Below are 17,845 nucleotides of genomic sequence, written 5' to 3'. Positions count from 1 at the left end.
AGGGAAATCGTGATGCACTCGGTAACACTGAACAACGGCACTAAAATGCCCCTGCTGGGCTTTGGTGTATTCCAGATGACCGACGCCGCCGAATGCGAGCGTGCCGTGATTGACGCTATCGATGTCGGCTATCGCCTGATTGATACCGCTGCGTCCTACCAGAATGAAACCCAGGTCGGCAATGCGCTTAAACAAAGCGGCATCGCGCGCAGCGAGCTGTTCATCACCACCAAACTGTGGCTGCAGGATGCCAGCTATGACGGCGCGAAAGCCCAGTTTGAACGTTCGCTGAATCGGCTGCAGCTGGACTATGTTGACCTCTATCTGATTCATCAGCCCTACGGCGACGTCCACGGTGCCTGGCGGGCGATGCAGGAGCTGTATCAGGCCGGGAAAATCCGGGCGATCGGCGTCAGCAACTTCCACCCGGACCGACTTGCCGACCTCATCGCTTTTAACACGGTCGTTCCCGCCGTCAATCAGATTGAAGTTAACCCCTTCAACCAACAGCTGCACCCGGTGCCGTGGATGCTGGGCCGTGGTATCCAGCCTGAAGCCTGGGCACCCTTTGCCGAAGGCCGAAACGGCCTGTTCCAGCATCCGCTGTTAACCGCCATCGGTGAGCAGTACGGTAAAAGCGTGGGCCAGGTTGTGCTGCGCTGGATTTTCCAGCGTGGCATCGTCTCGCTGGCAAAGACCGTACAACGGGCGCGGATGGCAGAGAACATGAGCATCCTCGACTTCACGCTTAGCCCGCAGGATATGCAGCAAATTACCGCGCTGGATACCGCCACCAGCGCGTTCTTCTCACACCGCGACCCGGCGAGAATTGAATGGCTGACCGGCCGTAAACTTGATGTTTAACATCCTGACAAATAAGGGAGTTACGTGATGCAAAAACGTTATCTTGGTCATTCCGGACTGGAAGTCTCGGCGCTCGGGCTGGGCTGTATGGGCCTGAGCCACGGCTACGGCCCCGCAACGGACACCCGTCAGGCCATCGAACTGATCCGCGCCGCCGTGGAACGCGGCGTCACCTTCTTTGATACTGCCGAAGTGTACGGCCCGTATCTCAACGAAGAAGTCGTTGGCGAGGCGCTAAAACCGTTTCGCGACCGGGTGGTCATCGCGACCAAATTCGGCTTTACCTTCGGCGATGACAACAAGCAGCAGATTTTAAACAGCCGCCCGGAGCACATTCGCCAGGCCGTGGAAGGATCGCTGCGTCGGCTGAATACGGAGGTTATCGACCTGCTGTATCAGCACCGCGTCGATCCGGATGTGCCGATTGAAGACGTTGCCGGGGTGGTGAAGGATCTGATTGCCGAAGGCAAGGTGAAGCACTTCGGCCTGTCGGAAGCCGGTGCGCAGACCATTCGCCGCGCGCATGCCGTGCAGCCGGTCGCCGCGCTGCAAAGCGAGTACTCCCTGTGGTGGCGTGAACCCGAGCAGGAAATCCTGCCGCTGCTGGAAGAGCTGGGCATCGGGTTTGTTCCGTTCAGCCCGCTGGGCAAAGGCTTCCTGACCGGGGCAATTAAAGCAGGAACCACCTTTGGTGATGACGATTTCCGCAGTAAGGTTCCGCGCTTTGCCGCCGACGCGCTGGAAGCGAATGAACAGCTGCGGGTTCTGCTGGCCGGCATCGCGGCAGAAAAAGGCATCACCCCTGCGCAGATAGCGCTGGCATGGCTGCTGGCACAGAAGCCGTGGATTGTGCCAATCCCGGGCACGACGAAGCTGCACCGGCTGGATGAAAACCTGGCGGCGGCGAATGTCGCTTTGAATCAGCATGAGCTGCGCCAGATCGCACAGGCGCTGGAAACGGTGAAGATTACCGGCGAACGCTATCCTGCCGCACTGGCGGCCCGGGTCGGGCGCTAATGTTCAGCGATAGCGGCGCTGCCATAGCGCAGTCGTAGCGCAGTTTTAACGATTCGCCCGCCTTAAACCTATGAACTCTTCAGCCATTTTCTTCAAAGGGGTCTCTTGCAGGCCCCGTTTTCACCCCTACACAATCCTGTTTTTTACGATAGTATGGTTAGATTATTTGACCAGGAAAGGGAATGCGGATGATAGTCAGGACATGGCACGGCTGCGTGCCGCTAAAACACGCTGAGGGTTTTGCTCAGCACCTTGAGGAAACCGGCGTGGAACACTCAAAAAGCGTGCCGGGGAACTGCGGAGCGCTGGTGCGCCGGGAAACTCAGGCAGACTGGGAACATTTTTTCCTGGCGACATACTGGCAGGATCTTGCTGCGGTGAAAGCCTTTGCCGGTGAAGACTACCACGTTGCCGTCACCTACCCGGACGATGAAGCCTTTGAACTGCTGTCCGATCCCTACGTTTTCCAGCATGAAGTGGACAATGTGGCGCCACTGTAATCAGGGAAGAGAATCCGATATGGCTTTGCAACGGACGCGGCTGGCCCAAACTGCTTTATGACAATACCTCTCGCTTTCTTTGCGCGTCCCATGCTCACCCTTCCACTGGGGGTTCCGCTACGCATTGATTTCGATGCGCGGACGGAGTCAATCACAGGGTAATATTTCAGTGATGAATGACACAGATATCTTGCCAGACAGTATTATCGGCAAACTTAACTGGCTTGTGACTCACTTTTCAACACAGCGATGCTGTTTGTTTAACATTTCAATCAGATCAGCACTTCCAGCCCATGCTTCTGGACCACCCTCAGTAATTTCAACGACAGCCCGCCAGGACGTTTTACCCCAGTTTCCCATTTTTGCACTGTCGAAACGCTGGTGTTCAGGTACCTGGCGAAAACGGGCTGACTGACGTTTAACTTTTCACGAAGTGCCTTTATTTCAGTCGGCTGAAGGTTTTCCACGTTACTAAGACAGGCCTTATCAAAGTTGCGCATTGTTTCAGCAGGAATAGCATCCACACTGAATAATCCTGCTGCTGCAATGTGGATTGCTTCGAATGCCGGGCTTTTAAATTTACTTCTCGTCGTCATGGCAAATCTCCACCAGTTCTTTACTTACAACCAATGCCAAAATTTTCTTATCAACAAGCGTTGCATAATGCCTGGCCAGTTCACGAAATGCAGACAGTTCGCCTCGATCGATATTGGCTTTATCCTGCTTGGCATAAAGGTAAGTGTAATACCAATGCTCCCCACCTTTTGCCAAAATAATAGCCCTATCGCGATTTTGGTTTAGGCGTTTTTTATAGACTCCCCCACCGAGATCGTCCGCTTTCCCCTGTATTACAGCCTTAACAGTTTTGCATAACTCGCTATCATTGATAGCGTGAGATTTAGCCACCTTGCTAAACCATCTGGTTTTGAATACACGCATCTGGCTTACATCCTGTAAACTTAACTCTAGCACCAGGTGATAGCTTATACTTTGTTTGTTCATGTTTGAAGTACAAAAATCAAACAACACTGCTGCTATCGGATGCACAGTTCAATCCACCTCATGAATGCACTGTCACATCATTTGCAGAGCCAGTTAACCTGCTGCCGTTTGCGGCTACCGGTTAGTCACCCCACATTCGCCGCATCATAAGCCGCCTGCGCCGCCAGTACCGCATCCATATTCTTTTCCGCCCAGTGCATCAATACCGAAACGGTTTTAGTCAGCGTCTGGCCCAGCGGGGTGATGCTGTATTCCACCGTGACCGGCACGGTAGCAAAAACCTGGCGGGCGATCAGGCCGTCGCGCTCCAGCTTGCGCAAAGTCTGGGTTAATACCTTCTGTGAAATGCCCTGTACGTCGCGGCGCAGGTTGTTAAAACGCACCGGGCCGCTTTCCAACCGGCCCAGAATCAGCAGCGCCCATTTGTCCGCCAGCCTGGCCAGCACCTCGCGGGTCGGGCACTGATTGCTGTACACATCCCAGGCTAAATGCTCTTTATTCATATGCTTATTCCTCTGGTGCCGGTTTCCTTTTGGAAACGTAGTGGCGATAAGGTGCCTTCTTCCGCGCTGTAAACAACGCTGGTATAACTTGCACGTGGTTTCTATTGGATACTAAGGCGCAAGAAATAGCAAAGCCATACGCGAACGCGCTGAATTCAGAAAGTGTTGTGGATGAGATTTCTGGCCGGGGCGTAAACGCTCACGGGCCGGACCGAATAACGATTGTTAATCAAGGGGATCTATCATGAGTATTGCGGTGGTTTATTTTTCCGGCTACGGACATACCAAGCTGGTGGCAGAGAAAGTGGCCGAGGGCGCACAGGCTGAACTGATTGCCGTTGACCAGAATGGCGATATCCAGGAGAGCGACTGGCAGAAACTAAACGAGGCCAAAGCGATCATCTTTGGCGCACCAACCTATATGGGCAGCGTGCCGTGGCAGTTCAAAAAGTTCGCAGATGCTTCATCCAAAATCTGGTTCACCCGCGGCTGGCAGGATAAAATCTTCGCTGGTTTCAGCAACAGCGCCAGCCTGAACGGCGACAAGCAGGTCTCCCTGCAGTACCTGCAAACGCTGGCATCACAGCACGGCGGGATCTGGGTCAGCCTCGGCTTCCCTCCGGCCAATACCCTGGCCTCAACGCGCGAAGACGTGAACAACCTCGGCGGCTCCGTGGGCCTGCTGGTGCAGTCGCCTTCAGACGCGGGCGCGGATAAGATTGCCTCCGGCGATCTGGAAACCGCAGTGAAATTCGGTGAGCGCGTGGCCTCTGTTGCCCGGCGTTTTAACTGATAAGCAGTGCCCCGCCGCGTTAAGCAGGCGGGGCATTCTTCACTTATCCGCCAGGCAGATTCGATGCTGCGGCCAGCACCAGCACCAGCACCAGCACCAGCACCAGCACCAGCACCAGCACCAGCACCAGCACCAGCACCAGTACCAGCATCAGCATCAGCATCAGCATCAGCATCAGCATCAGCATCAGCATCAGCATCAGCATCGAATTAAATCCTGCGTACTTTACTCTTACTACAACGTCTTCAGCGGCAGATAAATATCCGTCACCAGCTCATGTTCCGGCACCTCATGCACAAAATTCATATAGTGCATATACAGCGGAAAATCGCGCAGTTCCTCGCCGCTCGCAGGCAGCCAGTCGCGATACATCTGCTGTGCCAGCTCGGTTAATGCATCGTGCGATCCGCAGTGGCGCAGCACCGCGCAGCGGCCGCCGGGAATTGTGCCGTTCACCACGCCGAACGGGTTATCCTCCGGGATCGGTGCGGTGACCGATCCACAGATATGAAACTGAAATACCTGCGGGTCGGTGGTGGCCGGATCGTCCGGTGCAATTCCGAACGTCTGGCTGGTGAGTACCGGCGACAATCCGGTAGTTTTACGCCAGGCAATAAAGCGCGCTGCCGTTTCGTTAATACGCTCGTGCTGCCCGCGATGGGTCAGCATAGCGATCTGCGTTGCCGGAAATGTTTTAATTTCAACGGGCATTTTCTCTCTCCGTCTCAGATTTAGCTGTGGCATACGCTGGTGCCAGGTTACCCAGGCAGGCTGCAGGCGAAATTCACTCGGGGTCATGCCAAACATCTGCTTAAATGCCCGGCTGAACGACTCCGAATGCTGGAAGCCCGCATCCAGCGCGATATCAGTGATTTTTTCCGCAGAGTTGAATGCCAGCCGGTACGAAGCATGTTTCAGCCGCATCAGCTGAATATATCGCCACGGCGTCACCCCGCAGCAGGCGGCGAACTGCCGGTGAAAGTGATACGGCGAAAAATGCGCCACCGCACTCAACTTTTCAAGCAGCAGCACATCGTCAAGATGGCGCTCAATATAGGCAAACACCCCGTCAAAGCGGCGGCGATACTCTTCAATTTTATCGTCTGGCATCACATTCTCCTTGAGCAACCACTATTCCACAGCCAGCGGGCGGTCAGCCTGACGGATCTTGCTGACATTGCGCCGGGAGCTGTTGTTGCTGAAGCTTCCACGCGGCCACTTCCTCATCCAGCCAGGCCTTGAACAGCGCCACTTCCGCCGGTTTCTCAGCGTGCAGCGGCGTAACCCGCCAGTATGACCAGGGGTAGTCGCCACGAAAACGGGTCAGCTGTACCAGTTCACCACGCAGCAGCGCATCCTGCACCAGCGTGCGCCTCTCCAGCGCAATGCCCTGCCCGCGCCTTACTGCCTCCAGCACCAGATTGGAGTCATTAATGCACAGCCCCGCAGGCAGGATTTCAGCGCCAAGCCCGGCGCTACTGCACCAGGTTTTCCAGGACTCCGACGAGAAAATAATCTGACTTTCCGCCACGTCTTCCGGCGTGGCGGGCAGCCGTCCGCCGTTAAATGTCGGTGAAGCCACCACAATCAGCTCGTCGCCAAAGAGATACCGGCACTCCACGCCCTGCCAGTCGCCGTTGCCCATACGAATAACAATATCGCTGGGATGTTCAGTAATATCGTTAACGGTCAGGCTCACCGTCAGGCGCAGGGTAATATGCGGGTGCAGCTGGCGAAAACGCTGTAGCCTTGGCGTGAGCCAGTGGTTGCCAAATGACGGCACGGTGGCGATGGTCAGCTCGGATTTTCGCGGATTAACCTGCACCAGGCGGGTGGCATCACTGATGCGACTTAGCGCATCGCGAATGTGCAGTGCATACAGCCTGCCCGCCTCATTGATCTGTAATCCACGACCGTGACGGATAAACAGCCTCACGCCGATCAGCTCCTCGAGCTGTTTGATCTGCTGGCTGATAGCCGAATGCGTCACGCAAAGCTCTTTTGCTGCACGGGTCACGCTGCCCAGACGGGCAACGGCTTCCAGGCTGCGCAAACTGGCAATGGGGGGAAAACCTGACATCGGCAACTCCTGAATGATTATCCGGCAATACGGGTTAACTTATCATGCACCCCGCATTTTCAACAGGTTATCGGCGACGACCCCGCCACCTTGATGTAACCAAAACTGACCAAAGCCGTTAGAAAGCGCTGATTATCGCCCGGAAAAATTTACGGTAAGTTAGGGGTCTTAGCGAATGTGTAAACCCGGAGCGGTAATGAAACTGATTGGCATGATGGATTCCCCCTATGTACGGCGCGTCGCCGTTTCACTGGCGCTGTACGACATTGAATTTGAAAGCCAGACGCTTTCGGTATTCAGCACCTTTGAGGAATTTTCGCAGCAGAATCCGGTGGTGAAAGCGCCAACCCTGGTGCTCGACGACGGCACCGCGCTGATGGATTCCACGCTGATTCTTCACTATTTTGAAACGGTTGCCGACGCCTCGCACAAACTGCTGCCGCAGCGGCCGCAGGCTCTGGCAGAGGACTTACGGCTGCTCGGGTTGATCCTGGCGGCCAGCGAGAAAGCCGTGCAGCATGTGTATGAGCATCATCTTCGACCGGCGGAGAAACAGCATCAGCCGTGGATTGAACGGGTGACCCGGCAGCTGCTGGCCGCCTGCCGGGAATGGGATCGTGCACTTGAAAAACATCAGTTCGGCGAAAAAGCCGATCAGGTGGCCATCAGCAGCACGGTGGTCTGGACCTTTATTCAGCAGATGATCCCTGCGGTGGTCGCGGACGCTGAATTCCCGTCCATTCAGCGGGTCAACGCACGTTTTGAAACACAACCCGCGTTTCAACGCTATCCTCACGGCTGATCCCGTGCAGATACAGTGGCAAAGGTCTGATCCGCCGTTATCTGCCTTTTGCCGTACCGCGCCGAATCGCCTGTGCCAGCGCTTCCGGGTGGGTGAGCGCGATCATATGCGGTGCATCGGCAATAACCTCCATGCTGGCTCCGGGGATAGCCAGCATTCCCTGCATCAGCTCGGGCGGCGTGGAGGCATCCCGCTCCCCGGCAATGATATGTGCAGGCACAGCAATGTCCGCCAGCCGGGTGCCGGTTTCAATAGCGGCCAGCGCCAGCCAGCCGGCATTCCAGTCGGTGACAAAGGCGCGCTGCACGCAGTCCCGGGCATAACGCACCGCCCAGCCATTTTCCGCTAAATCGTCCGGGCGGAACCAGCGCGTCAGGCTGGGTGCCACCTGGGCATCCATTCCCTGCTCTTCTGCTGCACCGGCACGCTGGCGGAAAGCGTCAAACGCCCAGGCAGTTGCAGCGATAATGGTCAGCGTCAGGAAGCGTTCCGGTGCCATTAAGGCCAGCTGCTGGGCAATCGAGCCACCCAGCGACAAACCGGCGATATGCGCCTGGCGGATGCCAAGCCGATCCAGAACGGCGGCCAGATCCCGCGCATAATCCTGTAGACCGTTCGCGACAGGTGCCGCCGCCGCCGCACCGAAGCCCCGCAGATCGTAGGCAATCACACGGAAACGGTCGGTAAGGAGTGGAATGACCTCCCGCCACATCCGCCAGTCCAGGCCCAGAGCATGAACCAGTACCAGAACGGGCCGGTCACCGCCGCTGTCATAAAGCCGGGTCTGGTGATCGTCCAGCGTGAATTTACCGGCGGTCAGCGGCTGAAAGCGCTCCATTTCGGTTAACGCCGCGCGCGTGGCGTTCAGCAGGTTCAGCGCGCGAGGATAGCCGACATACACCGAGGCATGTTCCGCCAGGGCAATCAGTTCGTCAGGATCGGCCCCCACGCGCAGCGCTGCCTCAAGGTGAATGCGCAGCTGCGGCTCCGCCCCCCCAATCGCACCGAGCATGCCCACGGTAACCAGTTCCCGTTCCCGGCGAGAAAGCGTGGAGGCGGCAAACACCGTACCAAAAGCATGTTCAATCAGCGTTTCCGCAATGATCGCTGAGGTTTCACTGACCCTGCTGACCGTCTGCTCACCGCGAGGGCCATCAATGGCGGTTAATTCCTTCCAGCCGATTTGTTGATAATTCATCGTCGTATCCCCTGTTGTCATTCCGTGTACAGAGAGTGTATCTTTGCAAAATTGGTAAGTGTACGGGCAAAAAGCGATGATGAATTTCGAAAATTCGAAAATGGCAGGCTGGAAAGAAATTCCCGTTTTTCTTGCGCTGGCACGTCTCGGTACGCTGACGGCGGCCGCACAGGTGCTGCACATCGCCCCTTCCTCCGTGGCCCGGCACATCGAGCAGCTGGAACAGGATCTCGGCACCGTACTGTTTCAGCGCAGCCCACAGGGCTATGTCCTTACTGAAGCCGCACAGGCCATACTGATCCATGCAGAGCGTGCAGAATCCGCAATGAACGACGCATTCAGGCAGAGTTCCAGCTTCGCGCAGGAAGTATCAGGCACGGTGCGTATTGCACTGCCGGAGAATTTTGCCAACCATCTGCTGATCCCTGCGTTGCCCGATTTCCAGCGCCGCTATCCACAACTGCGCATAGAGCTGGCGACCAGCATGCGGATAGCTAACCTCACCCGGCGGGAGGCGGATATTGCCATTCGCCTTTCCCGACCGCAGCACGGCCAGTTTATCGTCTCACGTATCGGCCAGATGACCACCCGCCTGTATGCCAGCGCCGCCTATCTGGCCGGGCACCCGACAGAAATAACGGCACAGGGTGCAGACCATCAGGTGATTGGCTGGGATGATACGCTCCAGGATATGCCGCTGCCGCAGTGGCTTCTGGGCCAGCTGCCATCCGCGCATTCTCCTTTTACCGCTTCAACGCTGCAGGGGCATGCCGAAGCCGCGATGGCCGGTGCAGGATTAACGGCGCTGCCCGATTTTCTTGCGGGTCAATTGATTCCGGTCGGCAAAGAGCGGCTCATTCAGGATATTTATCTGATTACCCACAGCGATATTCGGCGCGTCCCGCGTATTGATGTGACCATGCTATTTATCCGGGATTTATTTGCAGAGTGGCATGAAAGATTATTTGTCGATAAAAATTAAACTGGCTGTTAATTCCCTGTAATCAGCAGGCCAATAACCCTGTCTCAGGGTTAAGGAATCCACACTTACCGTATTTCTATTATCCACTGGTACTAATGTACAACGTCGGTTAAACATAAATTTACATTTATCTTTAACCGCGATTGATTTTCTGTACAATGACGCCGAATCTCTGATTCAGTCAACGTAATGATCTAATTTCACCAGACTAATTCAAAGATCGGGCATACCACTCACTACGAGAAAACTCATTAAGGAGAACCCATTACATTTACGTGGTTTAAGTGAGAGCCTGCCGCGCAACCACTTTGCACAATTAAAATACAATCAAAAACATCTCAACAATACCTTTTCCACCTTCAGGTAGCGGGATATTTCCGCTCGCCTTAAGGCCGGGAAATTTATGGACGATACGAAGTTTTATTGAAGAGAAGTCATTATTGATGAAAACTTTTTCTGTTTTAATCCTTAGCTTTTTACTGTGTTCTTGCTCGCTGAAATTGGGGAATGAAAAGAAAGGCGGTGCAATTGAATATCTTGAAAAAAATTACAGCACCAAAACCCGCATGCCGTTTCCGGGCGGTGGCGTTTACCTGAATATGGAGCGCTATCTCTATCCGATGGTGGTGAAGTATTGCTACAACCAGAACGCGCGGCTGATTGAAAACTGGTGCGTTGACCTGAATCAAAAGCCGCTGTTCCGCCTTACCAACACCCCGAGCGGCACGGTGCCGGTCTATGTAAACGGCACCTCGTTCAACACTCCAATGGCCAGCTTCCTTGTCATTATTGAGCGAAGTGACTCAATGACCGATGCAGAATGGCTGGCGGCAGCGATCAATAAATACGAATTCGATCCCAAGAAAATTGCCGCCGGGATTCAGGCGCAGAAGGAATAACCCGCGTTTGATTATCCCGTGTGCAGCAGTCTGGCAAGCCGCTGCTGCACATCAACACAGCCCGTCAGCACCAGGTTTCCATTCAGCAGGCCGTTGTCTTCTAGAAACGCATTACTTTTCCCTCCCGCTTCTTCAATCAGCAGCATTCCCGCCAGCGCATCCCAGCTGTTCATATGCTCTTCGTAGTAGGCATGTACCTGCCCGGCGGCGACATGTGCCAGCATCAGCGCCCCCGCCCCGAAGCGACGATACTCAATGCCCGCGTTAAGCAGCACGTCAATGGTGCGGCTGTAGCTTTCCACCGGCGCGCGGCTGGACCGGCCCAGACCGACAACCACTGCCTCCGCATCCGGCTCACGCAGGCGCAATCGTTTCTCATTGAGGAAAGCGCCCTGCCCGCGGCGGGAAAAGAAAAACTCATCACGATCCGGTGCGTAAATAATCCCCATCTCGACGACATTCTTGCGGACATAAGCCAGTGAGATGCACCAGTAATCCATACCAAGAATATAGTTAGTGGTGCCGTCAATCGGATCGATCACCCAGATCCCCTGCACCCCGCCCTGCAGGCCGCTCTCTTCGCCGAGAAAACCGTCTTCAGGCCGATGTGCCTGCAGCCAGCCTTTGATTTCCTCTTCCACAAACAGATCCGCATGGGAAACAAAATCCTGGCGGGCTTTTTTATCGACTTTTAGCCCCGCATCCCGCAGCACCTGCGCCTGCTTTCCCAGTTGTCGAATCAACGTACACAATGACTGTTGCTGCTCTTCGGTCATGCCTTGCCCTTATATGATGGATGGCGACGTGCGCCGGTGAATAAGTGCCACCTTCACCCAGAGGGTACGTGAAGGTCGTTGTGGGTCGCTGGCCCGTTCCAGCAGGCAGGCGAGAGCCTGATGGGCAATTTCAGCGACGTCCTGATGCAGTGTGGTGAGCTGATAACTAAACTGCGCGGTCTGCGGGGTGTTGTCGAAACCGATCAGCTGAAAATCTTCCGGGGCCTGCCTGCCGCGCTGTTTCATACCGTCAAGAAAACCCAGCGCCAGCTGCGCGTTCGCGCAAAAGATACCCAGTGAGTCAACGTCCTGCCCGGCTGCGGCCCGCAACCCACCGTCATAGCCCTCTTCCGGCGCGATCAGCGGCAGTAAATCACATTCGGTATCAATGCCCAGATCGGCCAGTGCCAGCCGGAATGCTTCACCGCGCATCCTGCCCGCCCAGGTAGAATCCTGATTATTTAACCAGCCAAATCGTCGGCAACCGGCCCGATACAGCTGTTCCGCCGCAAGGATTGCGCCCGCAGCGTTATCCGAGCAAACGTAATCCACAAACGGGATATCCGGCTGGCGGTTAATGCCCACCACCGGGATCTGTTGTTCAACGCATTCATTCACCAGCGCTTCCGGCGGCTTACCGGAAGTGACGATCACTCCGGATACCCGAAACTGCGTGAAGCGGCGCAGCGTTTCGGCCAGATCTGCTTCACTGCGGATTTCGGCCACCAGCGCCTGAAAGCCTCGCCGCTGAATTTCACTGAGCAGCCCGTCCAGCAGGCTGCTGCGAAACGGATCGCCAATGCGCGAAACAATCACCCCAATCAGATGGCTCCGCCGACGGTTCAGCCCCTGAGCCAGAAAATTCACCTGATAGCCCAGCTCTTCTGCGGCGCGCAGCACCCGTTCCCTGGCTTCCGGCGAGATACTGCCGTTGTTGCTCAACGCGCGGGAAACCACCGCACGCGAAACACCCGCGCGGTGGGCAACGTCCTGAGCGGTAACGCTCTGCTTACGTAACGACGATGTCAAAACGGGTTCCCTCGCAAAAAAGTTTTCGCCCTTAATTAAATTGTCACAAAGACACGACAAAGTAGGCTCACATAATGTCGAGCCAACATTGCATTTTTTTTACATCAAGATGAACACGTGTTCACAGAAGCAAAAAAATGCCAGCAAACAGAGATTGCGGAAACGGACATGAGTTATTTAACTATCTCCCGGCTGAAAATCAGCTACGGTGAAAAAGTGGTGCTGCATAATATCGATCTGGTCGTAGAGAAAGGCGAGATGATCGCCCTGCTCGGCCCGTCCGGCTGCGGGAAAACCACCTTATTAAATGCGCTATGTGGATTTATTCACGTTAACGCTGGCGATATTTCGATTGCCGGCAGAGATATTACCCACAGCGCGCCGGAACAGCGCAATATCACCATGGTATTTCAAAGCTATGCGCTTTGGCCGCATCTGACGGTAGCAAAAAATATCGGCTACGGCCTGAAACTGCGGAAATGGCGGCGTGATGATATTGACCGCCGGGTCAACGAACTGCTGCACATCGTGAATTTAAGCGGTCTGGCGGAGATGAAAGTGACCGAATTGTCCGGCGGCCAGCGGCAGCGCGTGGCACTGGCACGGGCGCTGGCCATTGAACCGGACGTGCTGGTGCTGGACGAACCGTTATCCAATCTGGATGCCAAAGTCCGCCTGAACGTGCGCCATGAAATAAAAGCGCTGCAAAAGAAACTGGGCTTTACCTCATTAATTGTCACCCACGATCAGCAGGAAGCGCTGGTGATGGCCGACCGCATCGCGGTATTAAATCAGGGAAAAATTGAACAAATTGGTACGCCGGAAGATATTTATCAACGCCCTGCTACGCCGTTCGTCGCCGATTTTATGGGCGCCGATAACAAATTATCCTTCAACGATATTCAGGCCAGTGCAGACATGGCTCTGCATATTAACGGCAATTATTTATCTGCCTCCAGTCAGCAGCAAACCGTTTATTTCCGCAGTGCCGATGCCAGTCTGTCTGAATTAAATTGCACGCCGCAAGACAGCGGGCTGACCGTTGAAGGCGTTGTTGAGCAAAGCGCGTTCCTTGGCAATTTATATCGCCACAGCGTGCGCTGTAATAACCATCTGCTGCTGGCAGATGCCGGTATCTGCTGGCCGCCGCAAACGCCGGTCAGACTGCACGTTCCGGCTTCGGCACTGCACGTTTTTACTTCATCTTATGCTCGTTAATTCCATCGTTTTCATCCTGGGGAAAAACCATGTTTACTAAAAGCAAAGCGGCCGTTGTTGTTGCCCTGTTTTTGAGCTACGGCGCACAGGCCGACACCATCCTGAACGTTGCCACCGCGGGCGATCAGAATATGGTGGACTACGTTAAGACCTGGCTGGGGCCGAAGTTCGAAGCCGCGCATCCGGGGGTTAAGGTTCAGGTTGTGGGTACGGGTCCTGGCGATGCCGGATCGAACAAAATCATTGAAAAGCTGAGCGCACAGAAAGAAAGCGGCGCGAAAACCTGGGATATCGACGTTGCCGTGGTGCATCAAAAAGCCGGTGGCGAACTGGTGGAAAAAGGGCTGCTGGAGAAATATCGCCAGCAGATTAAAACCGGCTCGATGGTGACCGCCGACAACGCTAAGAACGCGCTGGGTGTAAACGTGGACGGCTACGTCATGCCAATGTTCTTAAGCCAGACCGCCATCGCCTGGAACAGCGACACGGTGAAAACGCCACCGGCATCCTACGATGAGCTGGTTGCCTGGGCGGCAAAAAATCCGCAGGCGTTTGGCTATAACGGTATTAAAAACGGCATGTCCGGCGTCAGCTTCGTCGCAGGCTGGATTTACGCCTACGGCACCGATGCGCAGCGCCTCTCCTCCCTGCCTTACGACAAGGGCGTGGAGAAAAACTGGGGAGAAGCCTGGCAGAAGCTGAAGGCGTTTAACAAGAACGTGACCTTTACGCCGGGCAACGCGGGTACGCTGGATATGCTGAGCCGTGGTGAAATCAGCATGGGCCCGGTGTGGGTGGATATGTTCTACAGCTGGAAAGATCAGGGCAAGCTGCCACCGTCCATCAAGCTTTCCCTGCTGGCACCGGGTATGCCGGGGCAGCCGATGTACTACGTCACGCCAGCAAAAGCGGCGCAGCCGCAGCTGGCTCGGGAATTTATCGAACTGGCCACCAGCCCGGAAATCCAGGCAGAAGGCATTGTGAAGCAGTTTAACTGGTATCCGGGCATTGATGCCGAGCACGTAAAACCGAAGCTGGATGCGGCCACGTGGCAGAAGCTGTTTGCTGAAATCTCCCCGCAGGCGCTGGCAGAATACGGTAAGAGCTTCCCTATCACCCCGTATTTTGACGACATCAAAGAAGGCTATGAGAGCCAGGTTTCTAACTGATTGACTTCTGATGCTCAGGTGCGGCCTGCCGCCCTGAGCTTTTCTATTTGCTGATGTCAGGTTTGCTATGCGTATTTCGCTGAAATATTTGCTGCTGGTCGCCCCGGCGGCGCTGATGATTGCCGTGCTGTTTCTCTATCCGCTCGGCTTTTCGCTGATTGCCGCCTTTACCCGCGATGCACACGAATTCACCTTCGACCATTTCCGTAAGGTTTACTCGCTCTATTCCGGCGATATTCTGTTTACGCTGGTTATCGTGCTGATTTCCGTCGCCCTACTGGCGCTGATCTCCATCACGCTGTCGGCGGTGATTACCTTATCGCCCTGCCGCCCGATTGTGCGCACGCTGGCGTTTTTATACCGCCTGCCGCTGTTTATTCCCTTTATCGTTGCCGCGCAGATGATGCGCACCTTCCTGGCAAAGAACGGCCTGATGAACAACGCGCTGGTTTCTGCCGACCTGCTGACCCCGCTGGAAACCGTCTCCTGGCTGGGATGGAAGGGCATTATTATTACCTTTGTCTGGAAGCAGCTGGCGTTTGCCACCCTGCTGATTTGCGGCGCGATGGCCGCACTGGATCAGCCGCAAATTCTGGCGGCACGCAATCTGGGTGCTTCCCGCCCGCGTATTCTGTTTGACATTATTCTGCCGCAGGTGCTGCCGGCTATTGGCGTGGCGCTGGTACTCTCCACCGTCACCATGATGTCGGTGCTTTCCGTTCCAATGATGATCGGCACCGGCACGCCGACGATGATCACCGTGGATATGGCCTTCCGGGTGAATTCCTACAGTGACTACGCCGTGGCTAACGCGCTGGGCGTGGTATCGCTGCTGATTTGCGGCGCGCTGTCCTGGTTTTATCTGCGCCACAGCCTGCGCCAGAAAGGAGGCGAAGCATGAAAGACGTTATCCTGAAAGACGCAGCAATTCCGTTGAAAAAACGCAGGCGATTTGGCCTCAGCCTGCCGCTGCAAACGCTGCTGCTGGTATTTATGCTGCTGATTATGGCTGGGCCGCTGCTTAACCTGCTGATCTGGACGGTGGCGGAAAGCTGGTTCTTCCCGCACAGCCTGCCCAGCCAGTGGGGACTGAAATACTGGTATCAGGTGTTCAGCCCGTACAGCGATGTTTCGGGATCGCTGCTGACCAGCGTGTTTATTGCCGTACTGTCGGTGCTGGTATGCCTGCTGATTTCTATTCCGGCGGGGTATGCGCTCTCGCGCCGGGCGATGCCGCTGCGGGTGGCGTTTATGCTGCTGTTCCTGATCCCTCAGGCTTTCCCCAATCTGACGGTGTATATGAATATCGCGCGGCTGTTCTATCAGTGGGGACTGAACGGGACGATTGCGGGCGTAGTGCTGGTACACAGCGTTCACGGTCTGATGTATTCGGTGTGGATCTGCGTGGCGGCCTTTGCCGCCGTTGATCCGCTGCTGGCTCGCGCCTCGCGTAATCTTGGTGCCGGACCCGTTTACACCTTCTGGCATATCGTGCTGCCGCAGGCGGCACCGGGGATTATCGCCGCCAGCATTTTTGTTTTCCTTGAATCGCTGGATGAGTTTACCGGCACCTTCTTTGTTGGTGCGCCGGATATCTCCACCCTGCCGCTGCTGCTGTTTAACGCCAGCATGTCGGGCAACTACCAGATATCGTCGATAACCGCGCTGATTCTGCTGGTGCCGTCTTTACTGTTTATGCTGGTGATCCACAAATTTATGCGGCCGGAAATGCTGTCGAAGATAGGTAAATAGCAGGTGGGATAAAACATCGCCCCGACGGAACAGATTCCGACCGGGGCGAAAATTTATGCTTAACGCTTAACCAGCGTGTTTCTTTTGCCGGGCTAATGCAAACCCGGCAATGTTTTTATTCTCTCCAGCCCAGACCCGGCGCAACGTGCTTCAGAATCGACTCAATCACGTGCACGTTATAGTTCACGCCCAGCTGGTTTGGCACGGTCAGCAGCAGCGTGTCGGCTTCGGCAATCGCCTCATCCTTCTCAAGCAGCTTGATCAGTTTGTCCGGCTCGGCGGCATAGCTGCGGCCAAAGATCGCCCGGGTTTTCTCATCCAGATAGCCGACTTTGTCGCCCTCTGCACCGCTGTTACCGAAGTAGGCGCGGTCCATATCGTTGACCAGCGCAAAGATGCTGCGGCTGACCGACACGCGCGGTTCGCGGGTGTGCCCTGCTTCCTTCCATGCTTCACGGTAGGCGCGGATCTGTTTCGCCTGCTGAATATGGAACGGTTCGCCGGTTTCATCATCCTTCAGCGTTGAGCTTTGCAGGTTCATGCCCAGCTTTGCCGCCCAGACGGCGGTGGCGTTAGAGCCTGCGCCCCACCAGATACGCTCGCGCAGCCCTTCAGAGTAAGGTTCCAGGCGCAGCAGTCCCGGTGGGTTCGGGAACATTGGCTGTGGGTTCGGCTTACCGAAACCTTCACCGCGCAGCACGTCCAGCAGCTCTTCGGTATGGCGGCGCGCCATATCCGCTTCGGTTTCACCTTCGCCAGGCTGGAAACCAAAATAGCGCCAGCCGTCAACGACCTGCTCAGGGGACCCACGGCTGATGCCCAGCTGCAGGCGTCCGCCGGAGATTAAATCGGCCGCACCGGCATCTTCGGCCATATACAGCGGGTTCTCATAGCGCATATCGATCACGCCAGTACCAATTTCAATTTTTTTGGTTTTGGCACCCACCGCGGCCAGCAGCGGGAACGGCGCGCTCAGCTGACGGGCAAAGTGATGCACGCGGAAGTAAGCACCGTCGGCACCCAGCTCTTCAGCTGCGACCGCCAGGTCGATGGATTGCAGCAGCGCATCAGCCGCTGAACGGGTTCCGGACTGAGGTGAAGGTGTCCAGTGACCAAATGACAGAAATCCAATCTTTTTCATAATCGTTACCTTCCGCGTGAAATTTAAGATGCTGTATCAATGTATGCATTGATAATAAATCTCATGCAGCACGCAGCGCAAACCGTCATTTTTAGTCATCAACAACAAAAAATTTCAACA

General features: G+C 55.5%; 21 protein-coding genes. 11 read left to right on the top strand and 10 right to left on the bottom strand.

The window, feature by feature from the left end:
- The first annotated feature begins 12 nt into the window (after window positions 1-12).
- The 3 genes from JOE09_RS21530 to JOE09_RS21520 all read left to right on the top strand — a co-directional run bounded on the left by JOE09_RS21530 (window position 13) and on the right by JOE09_RS21520 (window position 2,381).
- The gene (locus JOE09_RS21530; RefSeq protein WP_205067251.1) at window positions 13-864 is read left to right on the top strand and encodes an aldo/keto reductase; all 852 of its coding nucleotides are present in this window, start codon (window positions 13-15) and stop codon (window positions 862-864) included.
- A gap of 27 nt (window positions 865-891) precedes the next feature.
- A complete protein-coding gene (locus JOE09_RS21525; protein ID WP_205067250.1) occupies window positions 892-1,881 on the top strand; it encodes an aldo/keto reductase in 990 nt (329 codons plus the stop codon).
- A gap of 188 nt (window positions 1,882-2,069) precedes the next feature.
- On the top strand, window positions 2,070-2,381 hold the full coding sequence (locus JOE09_RS21520; protein WP_205067249.1) for an antibiotic biosynthesis monooxygenase: 312 nt from the start codon (window positions 2,070-2,072) through the stop codon (window positions 2,379-2,381).
- Window positions 2,382-2,653: 272 nt separating this feature from the next.
- Here the strand turns inward: JOE09_RS21520 and JOE09_RS21515 are convergent, their stop codons facing one another.
- The 3 genes from JOE09_RS21515 to JOE09_RS21505 all read right to left on the bottom strand — a co-directional run bounded on the left by JOE09_RS21515 (window position 2,654) and on the right by JOE09_RS21505 (window position 3,886).
- Complete coding sequence (locus JOE09_RS21515; protein ID WP_205067248.1) at window positions 2,654-2,977, bottom strand: helix-turn-helix domain-containing protein; 324 nt, start codon at window positions 2,975-2,977, stop codon at window positions 2,654-2,656.
- Complete coding sequence (locus tag JOE09_RS21510) at window positions 2,961-3,320, bottom strand: type II toxin-antitoxin system RelE/ParE family toxin (RefSeq protein WP_205067321.1); 360 nt, start codon at window positions 3,318-3,320, stop codon at window positions 2,961-2,963. The genes JOE09_RS21515 and JOE09_RS21510 overlap by 17 nt, the downstream gene beginning before the upstream one ends.
- A 188-nt stretch (window positions 3,321-3,508) precedes the next feature.
- Window positions 3,509-3,886 (bottom strand): winged helix-turn-helix transcriptional regulator, encoded by a 378-nt coding sequence (locus JOE09_RS21505; RefSeq protein WP_205067247.1) that lies wholly within the window; start codon window positions 3,884-3,886, stop codon window positions 3,509-3,511.
- A gap of 244 nt (window positions 3,887-4,130) precedes the next feature.
- Here JOE09_RS21505 and JOE09_RS21500 point away from each other — a divergent pair, with 244 nt between their 5' ends.
- Window positions 4,131-4,679 (top strand): flavodoxin family protein, encoded by a 549-nt coding sequence (locus JOE09_RS21500; protein ID WP_234479929.1) that lies wholly within the window; start codon window positions 4,131-4,133, stop codon window positions 4,677-4,679.
- 43 nt (window positions 4,680-4,722) lie between these two features.
- Here JOE09_RS21500 and JOE09_RS21495 read toward each other — a convergent pair whose 3' ends face one another.
- From JOE09_RS21495 to JOE09_RS21485, 3 genes are read right to left on the bottom strand one after another with little or no spacing between them, the layout of a single operon-like run.
- Window positions 4,723-4,884: a hypothetical protein gene (locus JOE09_RS21495; protein WP_205067246.1), complete on the bottom strand. Its 162-nt coding sequence runs from the start codon at window positions 4,882-4,884 to the stop codon at window positions 4,723-4,725.
- 29 nt (window positions 4,885-4,913) lie between these two features.
- The gene (locus JOE09_RS21490; protein WP_205067245.1) at window positions 4,914-5,789 is read right to left on the bottom strand and encodes an AraC family transcriptional regulator; all 876 of its coding nucleotides are present in this window, start codon (window positions 5,787-5,789) and stop codon (window positions 4,914-4,916) included.
- Window positions 5,790-5,832: 43 nt separating this feature from the next.
- A complete protein-coding gene (locus tag JOE09_RS21485; protein WP_205067244.1) occupies window positions 5,833-6,759 on the bottom strand; it encodes a LysR substrate-binding domain-containing protein in 927 nt (308 codons plus the stop codon).
- Between the two features lie 196 nt (window positions 6,760-6,955).
- Here JOE09_RS21485 and JOE09_RS21480 point away from each other — a divergent pair, with 196 nt between their 5' ends.
- Window positions 6,956-7,561, top strand: coding sequence for a glutathione S-transferase family protein (locus tag JOE09_RS21480; protein ID WP_205067243.1), 606 nt, complete (start codon window positions 6,956-6,958; stop codon window positions 7,559-7,561).
- A gap of 37 nt (window positions 7,562-7,598) precedes the next feature.
- Here the strand turns inward: JOE09_RS21480 and JOE09_RS21475 are convergent, their stop codons facing one another.
- On the bottom strand, window positions 7,599-8,759 hold the full coding sequence (locus tag JOE09_RS21475) for an alpha/beta hydrolase (protein WP_205067242.1): 1,161 nt from the start codon (window positions 8,757-8,759) through the stop codon (window positions 7,599-7,601).
- 76 nt (window positions 8,760-8,835) lie between these two features.
- Here JOE09_RS21475 and JOE09_RS21470 point away from each other — a divergent pair, with 76 nt between their 5' ends.
- On the top strand, window positions 8,836-9,741 hold the full coding sequence (locus JOE09_RS21470) for a LysR family transcriptional regulator (protein WP_239553238.1): 906 nt from the start codon (window positions 8,836-8,838) through the stop codon (window positions 9,739-9,741).
- A gap of 443 nt (window positions 9,742-10,184) precedes the next feature.
- Window positions 10,185-10,640: a hypothetical protein gene (locus tag JOE09_RS21465; protein ID WP_205067241.1), complete on the top strand. Its 456-nt coding sequence runs from the start codon at window positions 10,185-10,187 to the stop codon at window positions 10,638-10,640.
- Between the two features lie 11 nt (window positions 10,641-10,651).
- Here the strand turns inward: JOE09_RS21465 and JOE09_RS21460 are convergent, their stop codons facing one another.
- Together JOE09_RS21460 and JOE09_RS21455 are read right to left on the bottom strand one after the other, a co-directional pair.
- Window positions 10,652-11,416, bottom strand: a complete 765-nt coding sequence (locus tag JOE09_RS21460; protein WP_205067240.1) for an inositol monophosphatase family protein — start codon at window positions 11,414-11,416, stop codon at window positions 10,652-10,654.
- A gap of 9 nt (window positions 11,417-11,425) precedes the next feature.
- On the bottom strand, window positions 11,426-12,445 hold the full coding sequence (locus JOE09_RS21455; RefSeq protein ID WP_205067239.1) for a LacI family DNA-binding transcriptional regulator: 1,020 nt from the start codon (window positions 12,443-12,445) through the stop codon (window positions 11,426-11,428).
- A gap of 168 nt (window positions 12,446-12,613) precedes the next feature.
- Here JOE09_RS21455 and JOE09_RS21450 point away from each other — a divergent pair, with 168 nt between their 5' ends.
- From JOE09_RS21450 to JOE09_RS21435, 4 genes are all read left to right on the top strand, one after another.
- Window positions 12,614-13,663, top strand: coding sequence for an ABC transporter ATP-binding protein (locus JOE09_RS21450; protein ID WP_205067238.1), 1,050 nt, complete (start codon window positions 12,614-12,616; stop codon window positions 13,661-13,663).
- Window positions 13,664-13,692: 29 nt separating this feature from the next.
- Entirely contained in the window at window positions 13,693-14,832 is a 1,140-nt protein-coding gene (locus tag JOE09_RS21445) for an ABC transporter substrate-binding protein (RefSeq protein WP_200544283.1), read from the top strand.
- A 67-nt stretch (window positions 14,833-14,899) separates the two neighbouring features.
- Window positions 14,900-15,733, top strand: coding sequence for an ABC transporter permease (locus tag JOE09_RS21440; RefSeq protein WP_205067237.1), 834 nt, complete (start codon window positions 14,900-14,902; stop codon window positions 15,731-15,733).
- Window positions 15,730-16,584: an ABC transporter permease gene (locus JOE09_RS21435; protein ID WP_105591566.1), complete on the top strand. Its 855-nt coding sequence runs from the start codon at window positions 15,730-15,732 to the stop codon at window positions 16,582-16,584. Before JOE09_RS21440 ends, JOE09_RS21435 begins: the two co-directional genes overlap by 4 nt.
- A gap of 115 nt (window positions 16,585-16,699) precedes the next feature.
- On the opposite strand, the gene JOE09_RS21430 is transcribed toward JOE09_RS21435, so the two are convergent.
- A complete protein-coding gene (locus tag JOE09_RS21430) occupies window positions 16,700-17,725 on the bottom strand; it encodes an LLM class flavin-dependent oxidoreductase (protein WP_205067236.1) in 1,026 nt (341 codons plus the stop codon).
- Window positions 17,726-17,845 lie beyond the last annotated feature (120 nt).

The organism is Pantoea coffeiphila, assembly GCF_016909495.1.
GTDB classification, from domain to species: Bacteria; Pseudomonadota; Gammaproteobacteria; order Enterobacterales; family Enterobacteriaceae; genus Erwinia; species Erwinia coffeiphila.
This window is presented reverse-complemented; position numbering and strand designations above follow the sequence as displayed.